19 protein-coding genes are annotated in these 14953 nt (G+C 70.2%); 14 read left to right on the forward strand and 5 right to left on the reverse strand.

Annotated features, from left to right (window positions below):
* Positions 1–66 precede the first annotated feature (66 nt).
* From OG568_RS21025 to OG568_RS21040, 4 genes are all read right to left on the reverse strand, one after another.
* On the reverse strand, positions 67–624 hold the full coding sequence (locus OG568_RS21025; protein WP_329532707.1) for a hypothetical protein: 558 nt from the start codon (positions 622–624) through the stop codon (positions 67–69).
* A 75-nt stretch (positions 625–699) separates the two neighbouring features.
* Complete coding sequence (locus tag OG568_RS21030) at positions 700–1203, reverse strand: hypothetical protein (protein ID WP_329532708.1); 504 nt, start codon at positions 1201–1203, stop codon at positions 700–702.
* Between the two features lie 123 nt (positions 1204–1326).
* The gene (locus OG568_RS21035; RefSeq protein WP_329532709.1) at positions 1327–2067 is read right to left on the reverse strand and encodes a DUF4328 domain-containing protein; all 741 of its coding nucleotides are present in this window, start codon (positions 2065–2067) and stop codon (positions 1327–1329) included.
* A 105-nt stretch (positions 2068–2172) separates the two neighbouring features.
* Positions 2173–3801: a beta-N-acetylhexosaminidase gene (locus OG568_RS21040; protein WP_329532710.1), complete on the reverse strand. Its 1629-nt coding sequence runs from the start codon at positions 3799–3801 to the stop codon at positions 2173–2175.
* Positions 3802–4158: 357 nt separating this feature from the next.
* Between OG568_RS21040 and OG568_RS21045 the strand changes: the two genes are divergently transcribed.
* The 8 genes from OG568_RS21045 to OG568_RS21080 all read left to right on the forward strand — a co-directional run bounded on the left by OG568_RS21045 (position 4159) and on the right by OG568_RS21080 (position 10046).
* A complete protein-coding gene (locus OG568_RS21045) occupies positions 4159–4671 on the forward strand; it encodes a 2-oxo-4-hydroxy-4-carboxy-5-ureidoimidazoline decarboxylase (protein ID WP_329532711.1) in 513 nt (170 codons plus the stop codon).
* A 146-nt stretch (positions 4672–4817) separates the two neighbouring features.
* Entirely contained in the window at positions 4818–5198 is a 381-nt protein-coding gene (gene sdhC, locus OG568_RS21050; RefSeq protein WP_121405616.1) for a succinate dehydrogenase, cytochrome b556 subunit, read from the forward strand.
* A gap of 5 nt (positions 5199–5203) precedes the next feature.
* Positions 5204–5695 (forward strand): succinate dehydrogenase hydrophobic membrane anchor subunit, encoded by a 492-nt coding sequence (locus OG568_RS21055; protein ID WP_266436789.1) that lies wholly within the window; start codon positions 5204–5206, stop codon positions 5693–5695.
* A gap of 24 nt (positions 5696–5719) precedes the next feature.
* Entirely contained in the window at positions 5720–7474 is a 1755-nt protein-coding gene (sdhA, locus tag OG568_RS21060) for a succinate dehydrogenase flavoprotein subunit (RefSeq protein ID WP_266436792.1), read from the forward strand.
* Entirely contained in the window at positions 7474–8253 is a 780-nt protein-coding gene (locus OG568_RS21065; RefSeq protein WP_266436794.1) for a succinate dehydrogenase iron-sulfur subunit, read from the forward strand. The genes sdhA and OG568_RS21065 overlap by 1 nt, the downstream gene beginning before the upstream one ends.
* A gap of 153 nt (positions 8254–8406) precedes the next feature.
* On the forward strand, positions 8407–8979 hold the full coding sequence (locus OG568_RS21070; RefSeq protein ID WP_329532712.1) for a hypothetical protein: 573 nt from the start codon (positions 8407–8409) through the stop codon (positions 8977–8979).
* Positions 8976–9296: a hypothetical protein gene (locus tag OG568_RS21075; protein WP_329532713.1), complete on the forward strand. Its 321-nt coding sequence runs from the start codon at positions 8976–8978 to the stop codon at positions 9294–9296. Before OG568_RS21070 ends, OG568_RS21075 begins: the two co-directional genes overlap by 4 nt.
* A 48-nt stretch (positions 9297–9344) precedes the next feature.
* Positions 9345–10046, forward strand: coding sequence for a hypothetical protein (locus OG568_RS21080; protein ID WP_329532714.1), 702 nt, complete (start codon positions 9345–9347; stop codon positions 10044–10046).
* Here OG568_RS21080 and OG568_RS21085 read toward each other — a convergent pair.
* A complete protein-coding gene (locus OG568_RS21085; RefSeq protein ID WP_329536403.1) occupies positions 9999–10937 on the reverse strand; it encodes a hypothetical protein in 939 nt (312 codons plus the stop codon). The genes OG568_RS21080 and OG568_RS21085 overlap by 48 nt on opposite strands.
* Positions 10938–11192: 255 nt before the next feature.
* On the opposite strand from OG568_RS21085, the gene OG568_RS21090 reads away from it, so the two are divergent.
* From OG568_RS21090 to OG568_RS21115, 6 genes are all read left to right on the forward strand, one after another.
* Positions 11193–11402: a hypothetical protein gene (locus OG568_RS21090; RefSeq protein ID WP_329532715.1), complete on the forward strand. Its 210-nt coding sequence runs from the start codon at positions 11193–11195 to the stop codon at positions 11400–11402.
* Complete coding sequence (locus tag OG568_RS21095; protein ID WP_329532716.1) at positions 11395–12573, forward strand: M23 family metallopeptidase; 1179 nt, start codon at positions 11395–11397, stop codon at positions 12571–12573. The genes OG568_RS21090 and OG568_RS21095 overlap by 8 nt, the downstream gene beginning before the upstream one ends.
* A 128-nt stretch (positions 12574–12701) precedes the next feature.
* Positions 12702–13115, forward strand: a complete 414-nt coding sequence (locus OG568_RS21100; RefSeq protein ID WP_266585077.1) for a VOC family protein — start codon at positions 12702–12704, stop codon at positions 13113–13115.
* A 106-nt stretch (positions 13116–13221) separates the two neighbouring features.
* A complete protein-coding gene (locus OG568_RS21105; protein WP_266585075.1) occupies positions 13222–13629 on the forward strand; it encodes a hypothetical protein in 408 nt (135 codons plus the stop codon).
* A gap of 5 nt (positions 13630–13634) precedes the next feature.
* Positions 13635–14141, forward strand: a complete 507-nt coding sequence (locus OG568_RS21110; RefSeq protein WP_329536404.1) for a thiol-disulfide oxidoreductase DCC family protein — start codon at positions 13635–13637, stop codon at positions 14139–14141.
* 11 nt (positions 14142–14152) lie between these two features.
* Complete coding sequence (locus OG568_RS21115) at positions 14153–14923, forward strand: TetR/AcrR family transcriptional regulator (RefSeq protein ID WP_266436812.1); 771 nt, start codon at positions 14153–14155, stop codon at positions 14921–14923.
* The last annotated feature ends 30 nt before the right edge of the window (positions 14924–14953 follow it).

Genomic DNA, 14953 nt, shown 5'->3' on the forward strand with positions numbered 1-14953 from the left:
GACACCGGCCCAGGACCCCCGTCTCCGGCCCCAGGACAGTCACAGGAACCCCCCAGAGGAACAGGTTTACGACCGGCCGCGCGCCCGGCGCGACACCACCGCGCGCAGGACGCGCCGCCCCTCCGTCGACACCTCCAGGGCCGGGCGCAGTCCGCCCGCGCCGCGGCCCGCGAGCAGTTCCAGGACGGCGACCTGACGGCGCAGTTCGGCCGCGACGAGGGGACCGTCGCCGTCGGCGGCGACATCGAGGAGCCGGTGGATCTGCAGGGCCGCCGCCGAACAGGCGTCGGCCCAGGGGCGCAGGGCGGACGTACAGGGGTCGTCGGGAGCGGCGGCGAGCATACGGCGGGCGAGTAGGGCGGCCTGGTCCTCGTCACCCGCCGCGGCCCCGGCCTCGGGGCCGGATCCGGAGTCGGGCTCGGCGGAGTCCAGTTCCGCCCGCGCCTCGGCCAGCCGTTCGGCCCAGGCACCGCCGCCCGCGCCGCCGTCCGCGAGGCTCGACCAGAGCGGCCGCAGGACCTCGTCGTCGCCGCCCAGCAGGGGCACGCACCGATCCAAACAAGCCAGTCCGCTCGCCGCCAGACCACGCTCGTCGGCCTGAGCGATCAGGTCCACCAGGCTCATCACGCCTCCCTCGACAGCGCGCTCCCGCTTACGGAGCACGCATTTCCCCTTACTGCGTGCTTCGGAGCGGGAGTGTCACAGGGGCACCACCCCGAGCCGGTCGAGGAACCGGAAGAGTAGGTTTTCGGCCAATGGATCGGCGTCCGCGGTCAGCACGGCGAGCAGGGGTTCGGCGACCACGGTGTGCCCTGCCTCCGCGGCCCAGGCGACGGCCCGTGCGGCGGCGTCGGAGGGCTCCAGGAAGTAGTCGTCGACGGTGAGCCCCTCCTCGCTCTGCCCGAGGTGCGCGGCCATCGCCGTCCGCGCCAGACAGGTCGTCCACGCGCCGCTCCCCGGCCCGGCGGCCTCGACGACCACGCAGTCGCTGTCCATGACGTACCCGAAGAGCGCGGGCGATCCGGTCTCCCGGGCGAGCGTGTTCATGCTTGCGACGTCGCCGTCACCGCTCGGGTACTCCCACACCTGCCAGCCGTCGGGCGCCGTGGTCCGCAGCAGCATCCCGTGCGCTCCGCCCAGCGCGTCCAGCTCGGCGAGCGGCCGCTCGCTTCTGCCCACGACGTAGTAGCCCCAGTAGCCCATGCCGGTTTCCCCCCGGTGGTGTTTCGGTTCGGCCGCGCCGAATACACCACAGCGGTAAGGGAGTTGGCCAGGGAATCGGCCGAACCGGCGCGCCACCTGCCTCCAACGGCCCAACGCCGGCTGTCAGCCGTGGTCCCTGACGGGCGCCGGGACCGGCTCACCGGGCGGGACCGGCCCGCGCAGGGCCTTCTCGTTCTGCATCCGGGTCAGCCGCAGGACGACGAATACGGCGAGGACGGCGGCCACGAGGCCGGTGACGTCCGCGAACAACACCTCGCCCGCGGCGCCGTAGAGATCCGCGGCGGTCTCGGCCTCGCGGTAGCTGACGAACCCGGCCCGGCCGACGACCAGCGTGCTGATCCACATCGCCCACCAGGCGTTGACGAGCCCGTGCGAGGTGCGGGAGCCGGCGGGGCGGCTCGCGTCCCAGATGTTCAGCATGATGCGACGCGGGAACCAGAGGTTCACCAGCGGCACGAACCAGCCCCAGCCCGTCCAGGCGCGCCCCATTTCGTGCCCGAACGGGTCGAACACCTCGGCGTTGATCCGCACCCGGTAGAACCAGACGAGGTAGACGACGACCGTGGCGGTCAGGGAGACCAGTTGCACGACGCCGACCGCGGCCATGACCGAGTCCGCGTGAACCGCGTCCCGCTGGAGCGCCTCGCCGGCCCCGTCGTCCAGGATGGTGCCCGTGACGTCGTACACCCTGACGCCCGCCCAGATCGCGAAGAGATCCACGGCGACGACCACGCCGAGCAGCACCGCGACCGCTCGCCCGAGGCCCACCGGCGAGCGCAGCCAGGCAGCCCCGTGCGGCGGCGCCATGGCGCCCCCGGGCACGGGCATGGGCGTACTGGACATGAAAACCCCCCGGATCACCGGCACATGAGACCGCGCCGGCACAAAGAGCCGGGCGCGCCCCTCCCGGAGGCACGCCCGGCACACGAATCAGAGGGAAGATACGCCTCAGCCCAGCCGGTTCGCCAGGCTCTTGAAGTCCGTCCAGGACAGCGTGGGCCGGCCCGGATCCCACAGCTTCTGGATCGTGGCGCGCAGCGGCATCCTGATCCCCGCCGCCACCTGGTCCTGGGTCTGCGCGTTCGCGAGGTCGGACCAGACGGCGAAGCTCCCGCCGAGGATCTGGCCGTCGTACTTCGCGGGGACCGGGGTGGTGCCGCGCAGGACGAGCGGGGTCCACTGCTCGTAGATGCGCTGCCCGGTCGGGTAGACGAAGGTCTGCGGCTCACCGAGGACGTAGTAGAGGTACTCGTCGTTGTAGTTGATGAGCTTGCGTCCCGCGCTCAGGTACTCGACGGGCGGGCGCGCTCCGAGCTCCTTGCCGGTCCAGTACGCGACCTCCAGGCTCTTGTCCGCCTGGACCGTGCCGCCGCGGAAGAACCCGTCGTTCCAGGCCCGCAGGGTCCGGTCGTGTCCACGCATCACCTGGGCGCGGTCGTTGAGCCAGCCGGTGGTGAGGTCCGCGACGGTGGCGCCGGGGCCGAAGGCCTGCTTGGCGGCGGCGGCCAGCTGCGGGAAGGAGGTCGACGGGCTGGCCACGGTCAGCGCCTGGTACTCGTCGCCGCCGAGGTGCCAGTACGGGCCGGGGAAGAGACCGGCGTACTCGTTCAGCAGGTCGTCGACGATGGCCGCCGCGGCGGGCTTGGAGATGTCGACGGTGCCGCGCGGGGCGGTTCCCGAGGCGCTGCGCAGCTGGAGGTCGGGGTGGGCGGCGATCACGGCGCCGAGGTGGCCCGGCGAGTCGATCTCGGGGACGACGTGGATATGGCGGCTCTCCGCGAGGGCGACGATGTTGCGGACGTCCGTCTTGCTGAGGTGGTCCTTCGACACGATCTCCGGGTGGGTGTCCGACTGGATGCGGAAGCCCTGGTCGTCGGAGAAGTGCAGACCCAGCTCGTTGTACTTCAGATCGCCCAGTTCCCGGATCCGGTCCTCTATCCAGGCCGCGGAGTAGGGCTTGCGCGCGATGTCGATCATGAACCCGCGGCGCGGCTTGGCGGGCTGGTCGCGCACGACGCCCTCGGGCGCCGTACCGCCGCCGTGCACCTCCTGCTTGAGGGTGCGGGTGCCGTAGAAGACGCCCGCCTCGCCGGGCGCGGAGATGGTGACCCGGCGGTTCTTGACGGTCAGTGTGTACGACTCCGGGTCGGCGTTCGTGGTGTTCAGACCGAGTTCGACATCCCCGTCCTTGGGCGCCGTCTGTCCGGCGTACGACAGTTTCAGCTCGCCTGCGAGCAGCTTCCCCTCGTCGGCGAGGCCCGCGTCGTCGACGACCACGCGGGCGCCCGCGGCGGGACGCCAGCCGGGGCCGCGCGCCGGGGTGTGCTCACGTACGGCGGGGATGGTGCGAGGGGTCTGGGAGAGGGGGTACGTCCGGGTCGGCGTGGGGGACGGCGGGGGTGTGGCCGAGGCCCGGCCCGGGGTGACGCTCGCCCCGGTCGGCGTGCCCGCGTCGGCGGACGGCCACAGCGCGACGGTCGCCACCACGGCACCCGTCACCACCGCCACGCCGACCGCTATCTGTACCGGCCGCCTCCCGTCCCGCACCGGCGCCCGTCGTCGCCTGCCCGTGCTCACCGCACCACGCCCTTCGCTCGGGTAATCGAGGCCCACACCCTGTCGTACGCATCGGGTGCCTCGTACACCTCACGTCGTACACCCCCGGATGTTCCACGGTCCCCCTCTCCACGTCACCCGTCCACCGCAGGTTCCGAAACTCTCCCGTCCGGGTGAAATTCGGGCATCCGTCGGGCAGGTCCCGTCAATCGTGGATAACGTGGCGGCACAACTATCACTTCTTCCCCCGCCTCACCACACGTGACGGTCACAGGACGTCACGGCATCCCGTCGACATCCCACCGCCGAGGACCCACGCTGCCTTCGCACCGTCTTCCACGCCTCCCCGGCCAGGTCGCCCTACCCGAGCAGAAGAGCGTGCCGTCGTCCCCGGCGCGCCTGGAGCCGTTCAACTCCGCGCCCGCCGACTCCGCCGTGCAGGCGCTCCTGACCTGCTGCCACAGCCTGCGCTGGGCCCACCGGCTGGCCGACCACCGGCCCTACCCGGACTTGGACGCCCTCCTCGCCGCGGCCGACGAGGCGGTGTACGACCTCACCCCGGCCGACCTCGCCGAGGCCCTCGCCGGCGAGTCCCTCACGCCGCTCCCGGACGGCGCGTACTCCGCCGCCCACACGGCCCTGAGCGCGGCTCACGCGGCCTACGAAAGCCGGTTCGGACACGTGTTCGTCGTCTGTCTGGACGACTTCTCCCCGGACGAGGCCCTGGACCACGTACTCGCCGGAATACGGTCACGACTGACACACGATCCCGAAGAGGAACGGCTCATCACGTCGGAGGAGCTGCGCCGCCTGGCCAGGGGCCGCCTGACACGCCTTCTGGGGGAACCGGGTCCCCGACCCGCCCGGAATAGCCCGAACGTGCCTGATTGATTGCCAGTTTGATCACATAGATAGGGCCGCTGTAAACGTTCCGACAACTCGTCGCTACGATGGCCAGGGCCGGTGGACCGTACCCGGCCGGGCCGACCGACACAGAAGCCGGCAGGCCCCAATCCCCGCTCCCGGAGGGTTCTTCCGTGCCGGCTGGAACGCTGTACCGCGGCCGGGAAGGAATGTGGTCCTGGGTGGCTCATCGAGTCACCGGCGTCCTCATCTTCTTCTTCCTGTTCGTACACGTGCTGGACACCGCTCTCGTCCGTGTCTCCCCCGAGGACTACGACAAGGTCGTGTCCACGTACAAGACGCCGATCGTCGCGCTACTGGAGTACGGCCTCGTCGCCGCCATCCTCTTCCACGCGCTCAACGGCCTGCGTGTCATCGCCGTCGACTTCTGGTCGAAGGGCCCGCGCTACCAGAAGCAGATGCTCTGGTCCGTCGTCGGTATCTGGGTCGTGCTGATGGCCGGGGCCCTGTACCCGGTCCTCGGTCACGCATTCCGCGAAGTCTTCGGGAGCTGACGCAGATGTCCACTACTGAGACCGCCGCTTCCGGTATCGGCCCCGTCGAGGGCGCGGGAGAGTTCTCCGCGTACAGCGTCGACAACCCGGCGCCGCTCATCGAGGCCCCGCGCAAGCGCACCAAGAAGACCCCGAAGTCCACCCGCGGCAACTTCGAGATGTACGGCTGGCTCTTCATGCGCCTGTCCGGCATCGTCCTGGTCGTCCTGGTCATCGGCCACCTGCTCATCCAGCTCGTCCTCGACGGCGGTGTCTCCAAGGTCGGCTTCGCGTTCGTCGCGGGTCGCTGGGCTTCCCCGTGGTGGCAGGCCTGGGACCTCGCGATGCTCTGGCTCGCGATGCTGCACGGCGCGAACGGCCTGCGCACGGTCATCAACGACTACGCGGAGCGCGCGAACACCCGCCTGTGGCTCAAGGGCCTGCTCTACACCGCCACGGTGTTCACCATCCTGCTGGGCACGCTGGTGATCTTCACCTTCGACCCGAACATCCGCTAGGCACGGGGCTGAGGTAACCGACTCATGCAGATCCACAAGTACGACACCGTCATCGTGGGCGCCGGCGGCGCCGGCATGCGCGCCGCCATCGAGGCGACGAAGCGCAGCCGCACCGCCGTGCTGACGAAGCTCTACCCCACCCGCTCCCACACGGGCGCCGCGCAGGGCGGCATGGCCGCCGCGCTGGCCAACGTGGAGGAGGACAACTGGGAGTGGCACACCTTCGACACGGTCAAGGGCGGTGACTACCTGGTCGACCAGGACGCCGCCGAGATCCTGGCGAAGGAGGCCATCGACTCGGTCCTCGACCTGGAGAAGATGGGCCTTCCCTTCAACCGGACGCCCGAGGGCAGGATCGACCAGCGCCGCTTCGGTGGTCACTCCCGCAACCACGGCGAGGCCCCGGTCCGCCGGTCCTGCTACGCCGCGGACCGCACCGGCCACATGATCCTCCAGACGCTGTACCAGAACTGCGTCAAGGAGGGCGTGGAGTTCTTCAACGAGTTCTACGTCCTCGACCAGCTGATCACCGAGGTCGACGGCGTCAAGCGGTCCGCCGGTGTGGTCGCCTACGAGCTGGCGACCGGCGAGATCCACGTCTTCCAAGCGAAGTCCGTGATCTACGCGTCCGGCGGCACCGGCAAGTTCTTCAAGGTGACGTCCAACGCGCACACCCTGACGGGTGACGGCCAGGCGGCCGTCTACCGCCGTGGGCTGCCGCTGGAGGACATGGAGTTCTTCCAGTTCCACCCGACCGGCATCTGGCGCATGGGCATCCTGCTGACGGAGGGCGCCCGCGGTGAGGGCGGCATCCTCCGCAACAAGGACGGCGAGCGCTTCATGGAGAAGTACGCGCCGGTCATGAAGGACCTCGCGTCCCGTGACGTCGTCTCGCGCTCCATCTACACGGAGATCCGTGAGGGCCGCGGCTGCGGTCCCGAGGGCGACCACGTCTACCTCGACCTCACGCACCTCCCGCCGGAGCAGCTCGACGCCAAGCTCCCGGACATCACGGAGTTCGCGCGCACCTACCTCGGCATCGAGCCCTACACGGACCCGATCCCGATCCAGCCCACCGCGCACTACGCCATGGGCGGCATCCCGACGAACGTCCAGGGCGAGGTGCTCAGCGACAACACGACCGTCGTCCCGGGCCTGTACGCCGCCGGTGAGGTCGCCTGTGTGTCCGTGCACGGCGCCAACCGCCTCGGCACCAACTCGCTCCTGGACATCAACGTGTTCGGGCGCCGCGCCGGCATCGCCGCCGCCGAGTACTCCGCGAAGGCCGACTACGTCGAGCTGCCCGAGAACCCGGCCTCCCAGGTCGTCTCGCAGGTCGAGCACCTGCGCAACTCCACGGGCACGGAGCGGGTCGCCGCGCTGCGCCTGGAGCTGCAGGAGTGCATGGACGCCAACGTGATGGTGTTCCGCACGGAGCAGACGATCAAGACGGCGGTCGAGAAGATCGCCGAGCTGCGCGAGCGCTACCGGAACGTCTCGATCCAGGACAAGGGCAAGCGGTTCAACACGGACCTGCTCGAGGCCATCGAGCTGGGCAACCTGCTCGACCTGGCCGAGGTCATGGCTGTCTCCGCGCTCGCCCGCAAGGAGTCCCGCGGCGGTCACTACCGCGAGGACTACCCGAACCGAGACGACGTCAACTTCATGCGCCACACCATGGCGTACCGCGAGGTCGGCGACGACGGCACCGAGTCCATCCGTCTCGACTACAAGCCGGTCGTCCAGACCCGCTACCAGCCGATGGAGCGTAAGTACTGATGGCTACCCCGACCCTCGACAAGGCGGACAGCGCCGGCCAGCCCGAGGCGGGCTTCGCCGACTCGCCGTACATCACCGCCACCTTCCGCATCCGCCGCTTCAACCCCGAGGTCTCGGCGGACGCGGTCTGGGAAGACTTCCAGCTGGAGATCGACCCGAAGGAGCGCGTCCTCGACGCCCTCCACAAGATCAAGTGGGACCAGGACGGATCCCTCACCTTCCGTCGCTCCTGCGCGCACGGCATCTGCGGCTCGGACGCCATGCGGATCAACGGCAAGAACCGCCTCGCCTGCAAGACGCTGATCAAGGACATCAACCCTGACAAGCCGATCACGATCGAGGCCATCAAGGGCCTGACGGTCCTCAAGGACCTGGTCGTCGACATGGACCCGTTCTTCCAGGCGTACCGCGATGTGATGCCCTTCCTGATCACGAAGGACACCAACGAGCCGACGCGCGAGCGACTGCAGTCCGCCGAGGACCGCGAGCGCTTCGACGACACCACGAAGTGCATCCTGTGCGCGGCGTGCACGTCGTCCTGCCCGGTCTTCTGGAACGACGGCCAGTACTTCGGCCCGGCGGCCATCGTGAACGCGCACCGCTTCATCTTCGACAGCCGTGACGAAGCGGGCGAGCAGCGCCTCGAGATCCTCAACGACAAGGACGGCGTGTGGCGTTGCCGCACGACGTTCAACTGCACGGACGCCTGCCCGCGCGGTATCGAGGTCACGAAGGCCATCCAGGAAGTGAAGCGCGCACTGATCACCCGCCGCTTCTGACGCTGCTGAGCAGCACTGAGGGCCCTGTTTCCGCTGTGACGCGGAGGCGGGGCCTTCAGTTGTTGTGGCCTGTTTCCGCAGCTACTGAGGAGAGGATTCCGCAGTCACACTCCGCATCAAGGGGCGGTTTACTCAAGGGGGATCATGGGCCTGTTGCAAGCACCTGTGCCGCTGGGCTACGGACCCGCATCAAAAGAAGCCCACTCGGTCGCCGCACCGCTTCTGGTGGGAGCGGCTCTGGCCCTTGCCGGAGTCGTCGCCGGAGCGAACGAGAGAATCTTCCGCTGGCCCGGGATCAGCCTCCTGCTGCTCGTCGCCACATCCATGGCCCTGATCGCCAGCATTCAACTGCACTACTTCGCCCGCCAGTACCTCTACTCGCGCCAGGACATCCACGACTGGTACGGGAGCGACAACGAGGCACAGTTGAAGAGGTTGTACGCATGGCAGGGCGACGACTACGGCGTGTGGGCCCGGTACCAGAACCTTGCCGTCCACTGCTTCAGCATGGGAACCGTCCTGCTGGGGCTGGGCGTCGCCGCCGCTCTGGTTCCACCGGACGGCGGCCAACAAGCCTCATGGCGGTGGGCCGCCGGCGGACTGGTGCTGTTGTGCACCGCCGTCGAGGCGGTCTGGACCATTGCCATCTACCGGAAGAACGTGCACCTGGGCGTCAGTCGCGGGTTCGCGCTCAGCGCGATCGCCAAACCGAGGGAGAACGCATGACCACCCATGCAATGACCCTGCCGGGCAACGGCCTCTCGCATAGGGGTGGCTGCCGAGGCACAGGCTGCGAGGTTGTCATTCGCGCCGAGGACGTGCTCGCGGGGGACACGCTGGACGCCTGGCATGCTGCGATCAAGGTGGGCTCCACAGCGATGGATGCCTACCTGGCCACGTACAACGCCCGGTTCGCGGGCGCGCACGCCGTGACCTGCGAATTCAGCACCCTGCCTCCAATCGTCCATGTGGCGTACCACCACTCCTACGATTCCCTTGAGGCAGAGCTCGAGCTGGCGAACAGCATGCGCTACAACCAGTAGCCGACCCGCCCCAGGAGGCCGCCTCGCCGCCCCACTACGATGGCGCGCGTGGCGGGCACAGGGGGTGGGAGGGAGCAACGCTCCCGCCTGTGGCTCGGCCTGACCGTCCTGGCCGTCGGCAGTTTCACCGTCGGCGACAGCGCGCACCGGGTCCGAGCCGCCGCGGACTGGCTCACCGCCTGGTGGCCCTGGCTCCTGCTGGCCATCGCCCTGCTGAACCTGCTGCGTTCGGTCATCACCCCCGGCTCGCTCATCGCGCCCGGCCTGCTCGGCACCGTGGCCTTCGGCGGGCTGGCGGCAGCCCACGGCATCAGCACCCGCGCCCTCGCCGACTTTGCCGCACCCACCGCCCTGATTCTCGTCGGCCTGGCGCTGCTGCTCTCCTCCCGTGAGGCAGACTCCCACCGGTGGACGCGCGTGCTGGCGACAGGCCGGGTCCGTACGACGGATGCGCTCGGCAGCCGCCGTGACACACCTCAGGTGGTGCTCCGCGCCATAGCCGGTGAGGTGCGTGCCGATCTGACCGGCTCCTTCCTCGACGGCAGCCTGTCCGTCCAGGTGACGGCAGTGGCGGGCCATGTGCACCTGACCGTGCCCAAGGAGTGGCCCGTCACGGTCCGTACGGCCGGCACCGTCCTCACCCGCGTCACCGACACGGGCGCGCGTGAGGGCACCGACGCGGATGCCGCTCGCGAAGTCGGGCTACACCTTCTCGGGCTGTGCGGGGCCATCAGTCTCGTCCGGGCGTGAACTGCCGTGGGCGTACGGCAAGTTCACTCGCTGCCCCGCGAACCGGTCCGAGAGCCGCTGGAAGAGCGCCCACTCGCCGTCGCGGTCCGGCAGCGGGTGGTGCAGGGCCTCAACCAGGTCGAACCGGTGCAGGTCGTACACGACATGCATGAGCCCCGCGTACGACTGTGCCCCGACCACAGCTCCCTTGTACGCCACCGCGGCCATCACCAGCGCGAGTGCGACCAGCCACCACTCCCCAGGTTCGTCGTAGCAGGCGGCCGCCATGACGACAGCACAGGCGAGGAAGGCATGGCAAAGGTTGACCGCCGTGTCCAACATGTCCCGGGCCGAGCTCAGCGCCTGTGCGAGCGGGGCGGACACCTGCGGATAGATGCGCGGCCACGAGGCGAGGGTCGTGAGTCCGTAACGCTCGCCCGCGCTGAGTTCGCCCGCCCTGAGGGCGTTCCCGAGTGCGGTGGGCAAAAGAACGTCCTGAGGCGGTCCGGCCCCCAAGCGTCTGGAGGCGTCTGCCGCGACTCGCCGGGCGTCGGGTCCGGCATCGGCCGCGACGTCGGCTCGATCAGCGAGGGTCTGCCCGCGGCGGCGCTGCCATTCCATCAGCACCCCGGCGAATCCCGCCGTGACCGGCCACCGGTCCCAGTACCCCTCCAGCACCCGCACCGCCCGCACTTGAAAAGGCTGCAACAGCATTCCGAGTAGGGCGGCGCAAGCACCGATCAGAAGAAGGGACCCGGCGGTGACTACCAGGCTCGACGGCAGGACGGCGGTCCAGTCGCTACGACCCGAGAAGCTCCCCGCCCTGACCAACCCGTAGAGGCAGGTGACGAAGAGCGCACACGGCACGAAGTGCACCGCCAACAGCCGTCGCACGAAGCCCACCCTCCCCATACTCACCTGAGCACTCCTCAGTATGACGCTCCGGCAGGCCTTCGGCCCTGGACGTCCCGTCCGGGCCGCCGCACACCGCGGGGCACGGCACGCGTCCGCCGAAAAGCCGGCGCCTGATGCGTACGGGCGGTCCTGGGGCTGGGGAATGGGCAACTCGCACACGGCCGCCGTCCTCACCACGGCCGCAGGAGCCGGAGCCCTCGCCCGCTCTCGGCATCAGGGCCCGTCCCCATGCGTCCGGGCATCATGGTCTGCATGGGACTGGTGTGCTTCGGGCTACTGATGATCGGCACGGACTGCGCGTGCGTGCGGGGCGAGGACTGCCGGGGCCTCAGGGGACGTGCGGTCGGCGTCACTTCGTGCCTCGCCCCGCGGCTCCGCCGCGCCGGGACCGTCGGCGCCGGACCCGCCAGGGTCTCCGCGTTCGCCGTCCTCGCGCCTCGGGACGGGGCTGCCGATGCCTAGGCACGACAGCACCGAAGCGGCCCGCGCCCTGGAGCGCTTCCTGCTGGCCGACCCCGGACAGTGGGGCGAGCTGGCGCCGCGCGTCGTCGACGCCGTGGGCGACCGGCGACTGCACGAAGTGGTCGGGGCGACCCTCGCCCACGTGGGAGACCTGCGCTCGGTCACGGACGGCCCGGACGGGCTGGTGGTCCAGGGAACGGCGGGGCGGACCCTGGCCTTCGCCGCCGCGGACGCCGGCGGACGGCTCACCAACCTCCGCCTCGCCCCCGGCCCCTACCGGCCGCCCCGGCTGCGCGTCCCGGCCGGGGCCCGCGTCGCCGTGGGCTGGACCCTGTGGTGCGTGCTGCTGGCCGTGTGCGTCGCGACGTGCTGGACCGCCTCGTCGGTGGCCGGCTGGTGCGGCAACGTCCTCATCGTGGCCGCCGCGTACCTCCTCACGGAGGGGCTCCTCACACCCGCCCGGCTGCCCTGGTGGCTGCGCCGGGCCATGGAAGCGGGCGGGCCCGTGGCGCTCGTCTCCGCCTGGCGGCTGCCCTCGCTGCCCGCCGGTCACCTCGCTACGGAGCTCGTGACCGGTCTCGTCCTGCTGGGCGGCGTCGCGGGCTACCTGGGGTGGGCGCGACGCCACCGCTGGGGGGCCGAGCTGTCGGCGCCCCTGTGCTTCCCGCTGCGCGACGGCACCTGGCTCATCGCCCAGGGCGGCGGCCCCGGCCTGAACCACCACGCGCCCCACCCCGAACAGCGCGGGGCGATCGACGTCATCGGCGTCGGCGCGCGCGGCGCCCGGCTGCGCTCCGGTGCCTCGCCGGACGCCTACCGGATCTACGGCGCGAAGCTGTACGCCCCGTGCGACGGGAACGTGGTCTCCGCCGCCGACGACTACGCGGACCAGGTCCCCGGCACCATCCGCTACGAGCCCCCCTACGGCAACCACGTGTTCATCGACACCGGCAGTGAACTCGTCAAACTCGCGCATCTGCGGCCGGGCACCGTGACCGTGGCCACCGGTGACCGGGTGCGCGCGGGCCAACTCCTCGGCGAGGTCGGCAACTCGGGCAACACCACCGAGCCCCACCTGCGCCTGCACGCCGAGCGCGACGGACTCGGTCTCGACCTCCGGTTCACCGGCATCACCGGAACGCCGCACCGAGGACGCACGCTGCGTACCTGAAGGACCCGGCGTGCACGGCATGTGCGGCATGTGCGGCTGTCACGCGGCGCGCTCGGCCTTGCACCACCTGGGGGACCCGCGCGGTCAGCCACCGGGCTCCCGGGGTGGCCCGTACCTAATCTGATGGCATGTCAGATGATGTGTCGTACGAGCTGCTCGGTTTCGACAACGTACTGCTGCCCGTCGGGAACCTCGGCGCCGCGGTGGAGTTCTACGGGCGGGCCGGGATTCCGGTGGCCTTCCGGCTGGACGAGGCCGGGATCGCACTGCTGAAGGTGGGCAAGGAGACGCCGGGGCTGCTGCTGCAGCTCGAGGAGGAACTCGGTCCGCGACCGCCGGCGTGGGCCTCGGCGCGGGTGTGGCTCGAGGTCCGGGACGCGCGGGCCACGGCCGACGCGCTGGCCTCGGCGGGCATCCAGCCGCTCGCCCCCGCCTTCCAGGTCGCCACCGGCTGGACCGTCGAGGTCGCCGACCCCTGGGGCAACGTCATCGGCTTCACGGACTACGGCAAGCGGCCCGAGTTGGGCCGCCCCCAGGCGTGACCCCTCTCACTCCACCCTTCACCCCACCCTGACTTGAACATGTTCAAAAGCAGGTCTAGATTCCTTCTCGACAGCGTTTTGAACGCGTTCAAGAAGGGGTGGGGACATGGACCTCACGGTCGTCGCGTACGTCATCTATCTGCTGGTCAGCATCGCGCTGACCATCTGGGTGGCACGCACACTCAGCCACAACGGGCGGATCTTCCTCGCCGACGTGCTGCACGGGAACGAGAAGCTCGCCGACGCCGTCAACCACCTGCTGGTGGTGGGCTTCTACCTCGTCAACCTGGGCTTCGTCGCGCTCTATCTGAACGGCGACGACGACATCGCCAACGCCCGCGGGGTCTTCGAGGCCCTGTCGACCAAGCTCGGCGTCGTCCTGCTCGTCCTCGGGGTCATGCACCTCGGCAACGTGTACGTGCTCAACAAGATCCGGCGGCGGGGCGTCATGGAGCGGGAGCAGCTGCCGCCCGTCGCGCCGACGGACTGGGTCGCGCCGGCGGCCGGGGCGTGAGCACCATGACCGGCCTCGAGGCCGGCCCTGACCGGGACGCCGCGCGCGTCCCGGTCCTCGGGCTCACCGTCCTCTACGACGCGCGGTGCTCGCTGTGCGCCTTCCTGCGCGACTGGCTGGGCAAGCAGCCCCAGCTGGTGCCGCTGCGGCTCGTGCCCGCCGGTTCCGAGCACGCCAGGTCGCTCTTCCCGGCCCTCGACCACCGCACCACCCTCGACGAGATCACCGTCGTCGGGGACGGCGGCCAGGTCTATCGCGGGGCCGCCGCCTGGGTCGTCTGCCTGTGGGCGCTGCGCGAGCACCGGCCGCTCGCCCACCGGCTGAGCACCCCGGCCGGGGCCCTGCTCGCCAAGGGCGCGATGCTCGCCGCCGCGAAGTGGCGCTCCGGGCACACCCAGCAGGGGTGGGGCGGGGGCGCGTACCGGCGGGGGGACGGATGGGTGTACGAGCCGAGCGTCGGGTGGACGTACGAGCCTCCCGGCTGTGACAGCGACTCCTGTTCGACTCGTTAGGCTCTGTTTTCGTGCCAGCACCGACAGACAGCCCCGGCCCGGACGACACGAGCGCGCCCGGAAAGGCCCAGGAAAAGAACCCTGCCAAGAGTGAGCAGACCCGCGCCCTGATCCTGGAGACCGCGCTGCGGCTGTTCCAGGAGCGGGGGTACGACAAGACGACCATGCGGGCCATCGCCCAGGAGGCCGGGGTCTCCGTCGGCAACGCGTACTACTACTTCGCCGGCAAGGAGCACCTCATCCAGGGCTTCTACGACCGGATCGGCGCCGAGCACCAGGTGGCGATCCGGCCGGTCCTGGAACGCGAGAAGGATCTGGAGGCGCGGATCGCGGGCGTGTTGAAGGCGTGGCTGGACGTGGCGGAGCCGTACCACGAGTTCGCGGCGCAGTTCTTCAAGAACGCCGCCGATCCGGAGAGCCCGCTCAGCCCCTTCTCCCCCGAGTCGACGGGGCCGCGCGAGGAGTCCATCGCCATACACCGTGAGGTGCTCGCCGGGTCGAAGGCGAAGGTCCCGGAGGAGCTGAGGGATGTCCTGCCCGAGCTGATGTGGCTGTCGCAGATGGGGCTCGTCCTGTACTGGGTCTTCGACCGCACGGAGGGACGCGAACGCAGCTACCGGCTCGCCGAGCGCGGCGCCCGCCTCACCACCCGGGGCGTCTCACTGGCCCGCTTCCGGGTCCTGCGGCCACTGGTCCACGAGGTGCACGAACTGTTCACGGACTTCCTGCCGGGGATGACGAAGATGCTGCCGGATCCGGGGCGGGGCTCCACGATCGGGTGAAGCAGGTGATACGGGGCATGGGGGAGGGAT

The sequence above is a fragment of the Streptomyces sp. NBC_01450 genome (genome assembly GCF_036227505.1).
GTDB lineage: Bacteria > Actinomycetota > Actinomycetes > Streptomycetales > Streptomycetaceae > Streptomyces.

Coding starts and splice junctions, on each gene's coding strand:
- OG568_RS21025 (WP_329532707.1), bottom strand. CDS start 624: ATGAGCCTGGTGGACCTGATCGCTCAGGCCGACGAGCGTGGTCTGGCG.
- OG568_RS21030 (WP_329532708.1), bottom strand. CDS start 1,203: ATGGGCTACTGGGGCTACTACGTCGTGGGCAGAAGCGAGCGGCCGCTC.
- OG568_RS21035 (WP_329532709.1), bottom strand. CDS start 2,067: ATGTCCAGTACGCCCATGCCCGTGCCCGGGGGCGCCATGGCGCCGCCG.
- OG568_RS21055 (WP_266436789.1), top strand. CDS start 5,204: ATGTCCACTACTGAGACCGCCGCTTCCGGTATCGGCCCCGTCGAGGGC.
- sdhA (WP_266436792.1), top strand. CDS start 5,720: ATGCAGATCCACAAGTACGACACCGTCATCGTGGGCGCCGGCGGCGCC.
- OG568_RS21065 (WP_266436794.1), top strand. CDS start 7,474: ATGGCTACCCCGACCCTCGACAAGGCGGACAGCGCCGGCCAGCCCGAG.
- OG568_RS21075 (WP_329532713.1), top strand. CDS start 8,976: ATGACCACCCATGCAATGACCCTGCCGGGCAACGGCCTCTCGCATAGG.
- OG568_RS21085 (WP_329536403.1), bottom strand. CDS start 10,937: ATGGGGAGGGTGGGCTTCGTGCGACGGCTGTTGGCGGTGCACTTCGTG.
- OG568_RS21090 (WP_329532715.1), top strand. CDS start 11,193: ATGGGACTGGTGTGCTTCGGGCTACTGATGATCGGCACGGACTGCGCG.
- OG568_RS21095 (WP_329532716.1), top strand. CDS start 11,395: ATGCCTAGGCACGACAGCACCGAAGCGGCCCGCGCCCTGGAGCGCTTC.
- OG568_RS21100 (WP_266585077.1), top strand. CDS start 12,702: ATGTCAGATGATGTGTCGTACGAGCTGCTCGGTTTCGACAACGTACTG.
- OG568_RS21105 (WP_266585075.1), top strand. CDS start 13,222: ATGGACCTCACGGTCGTCGCGTACGTCATCTATCTGCTGGTCAGCATC.
- OG568_RS21110 (WP_329536404.1), top strand. CDS start 13,635: ATGACCGGCCTCGAGGCCGGCCCTGACCGGGACGCCGCGCGCGTCCCG.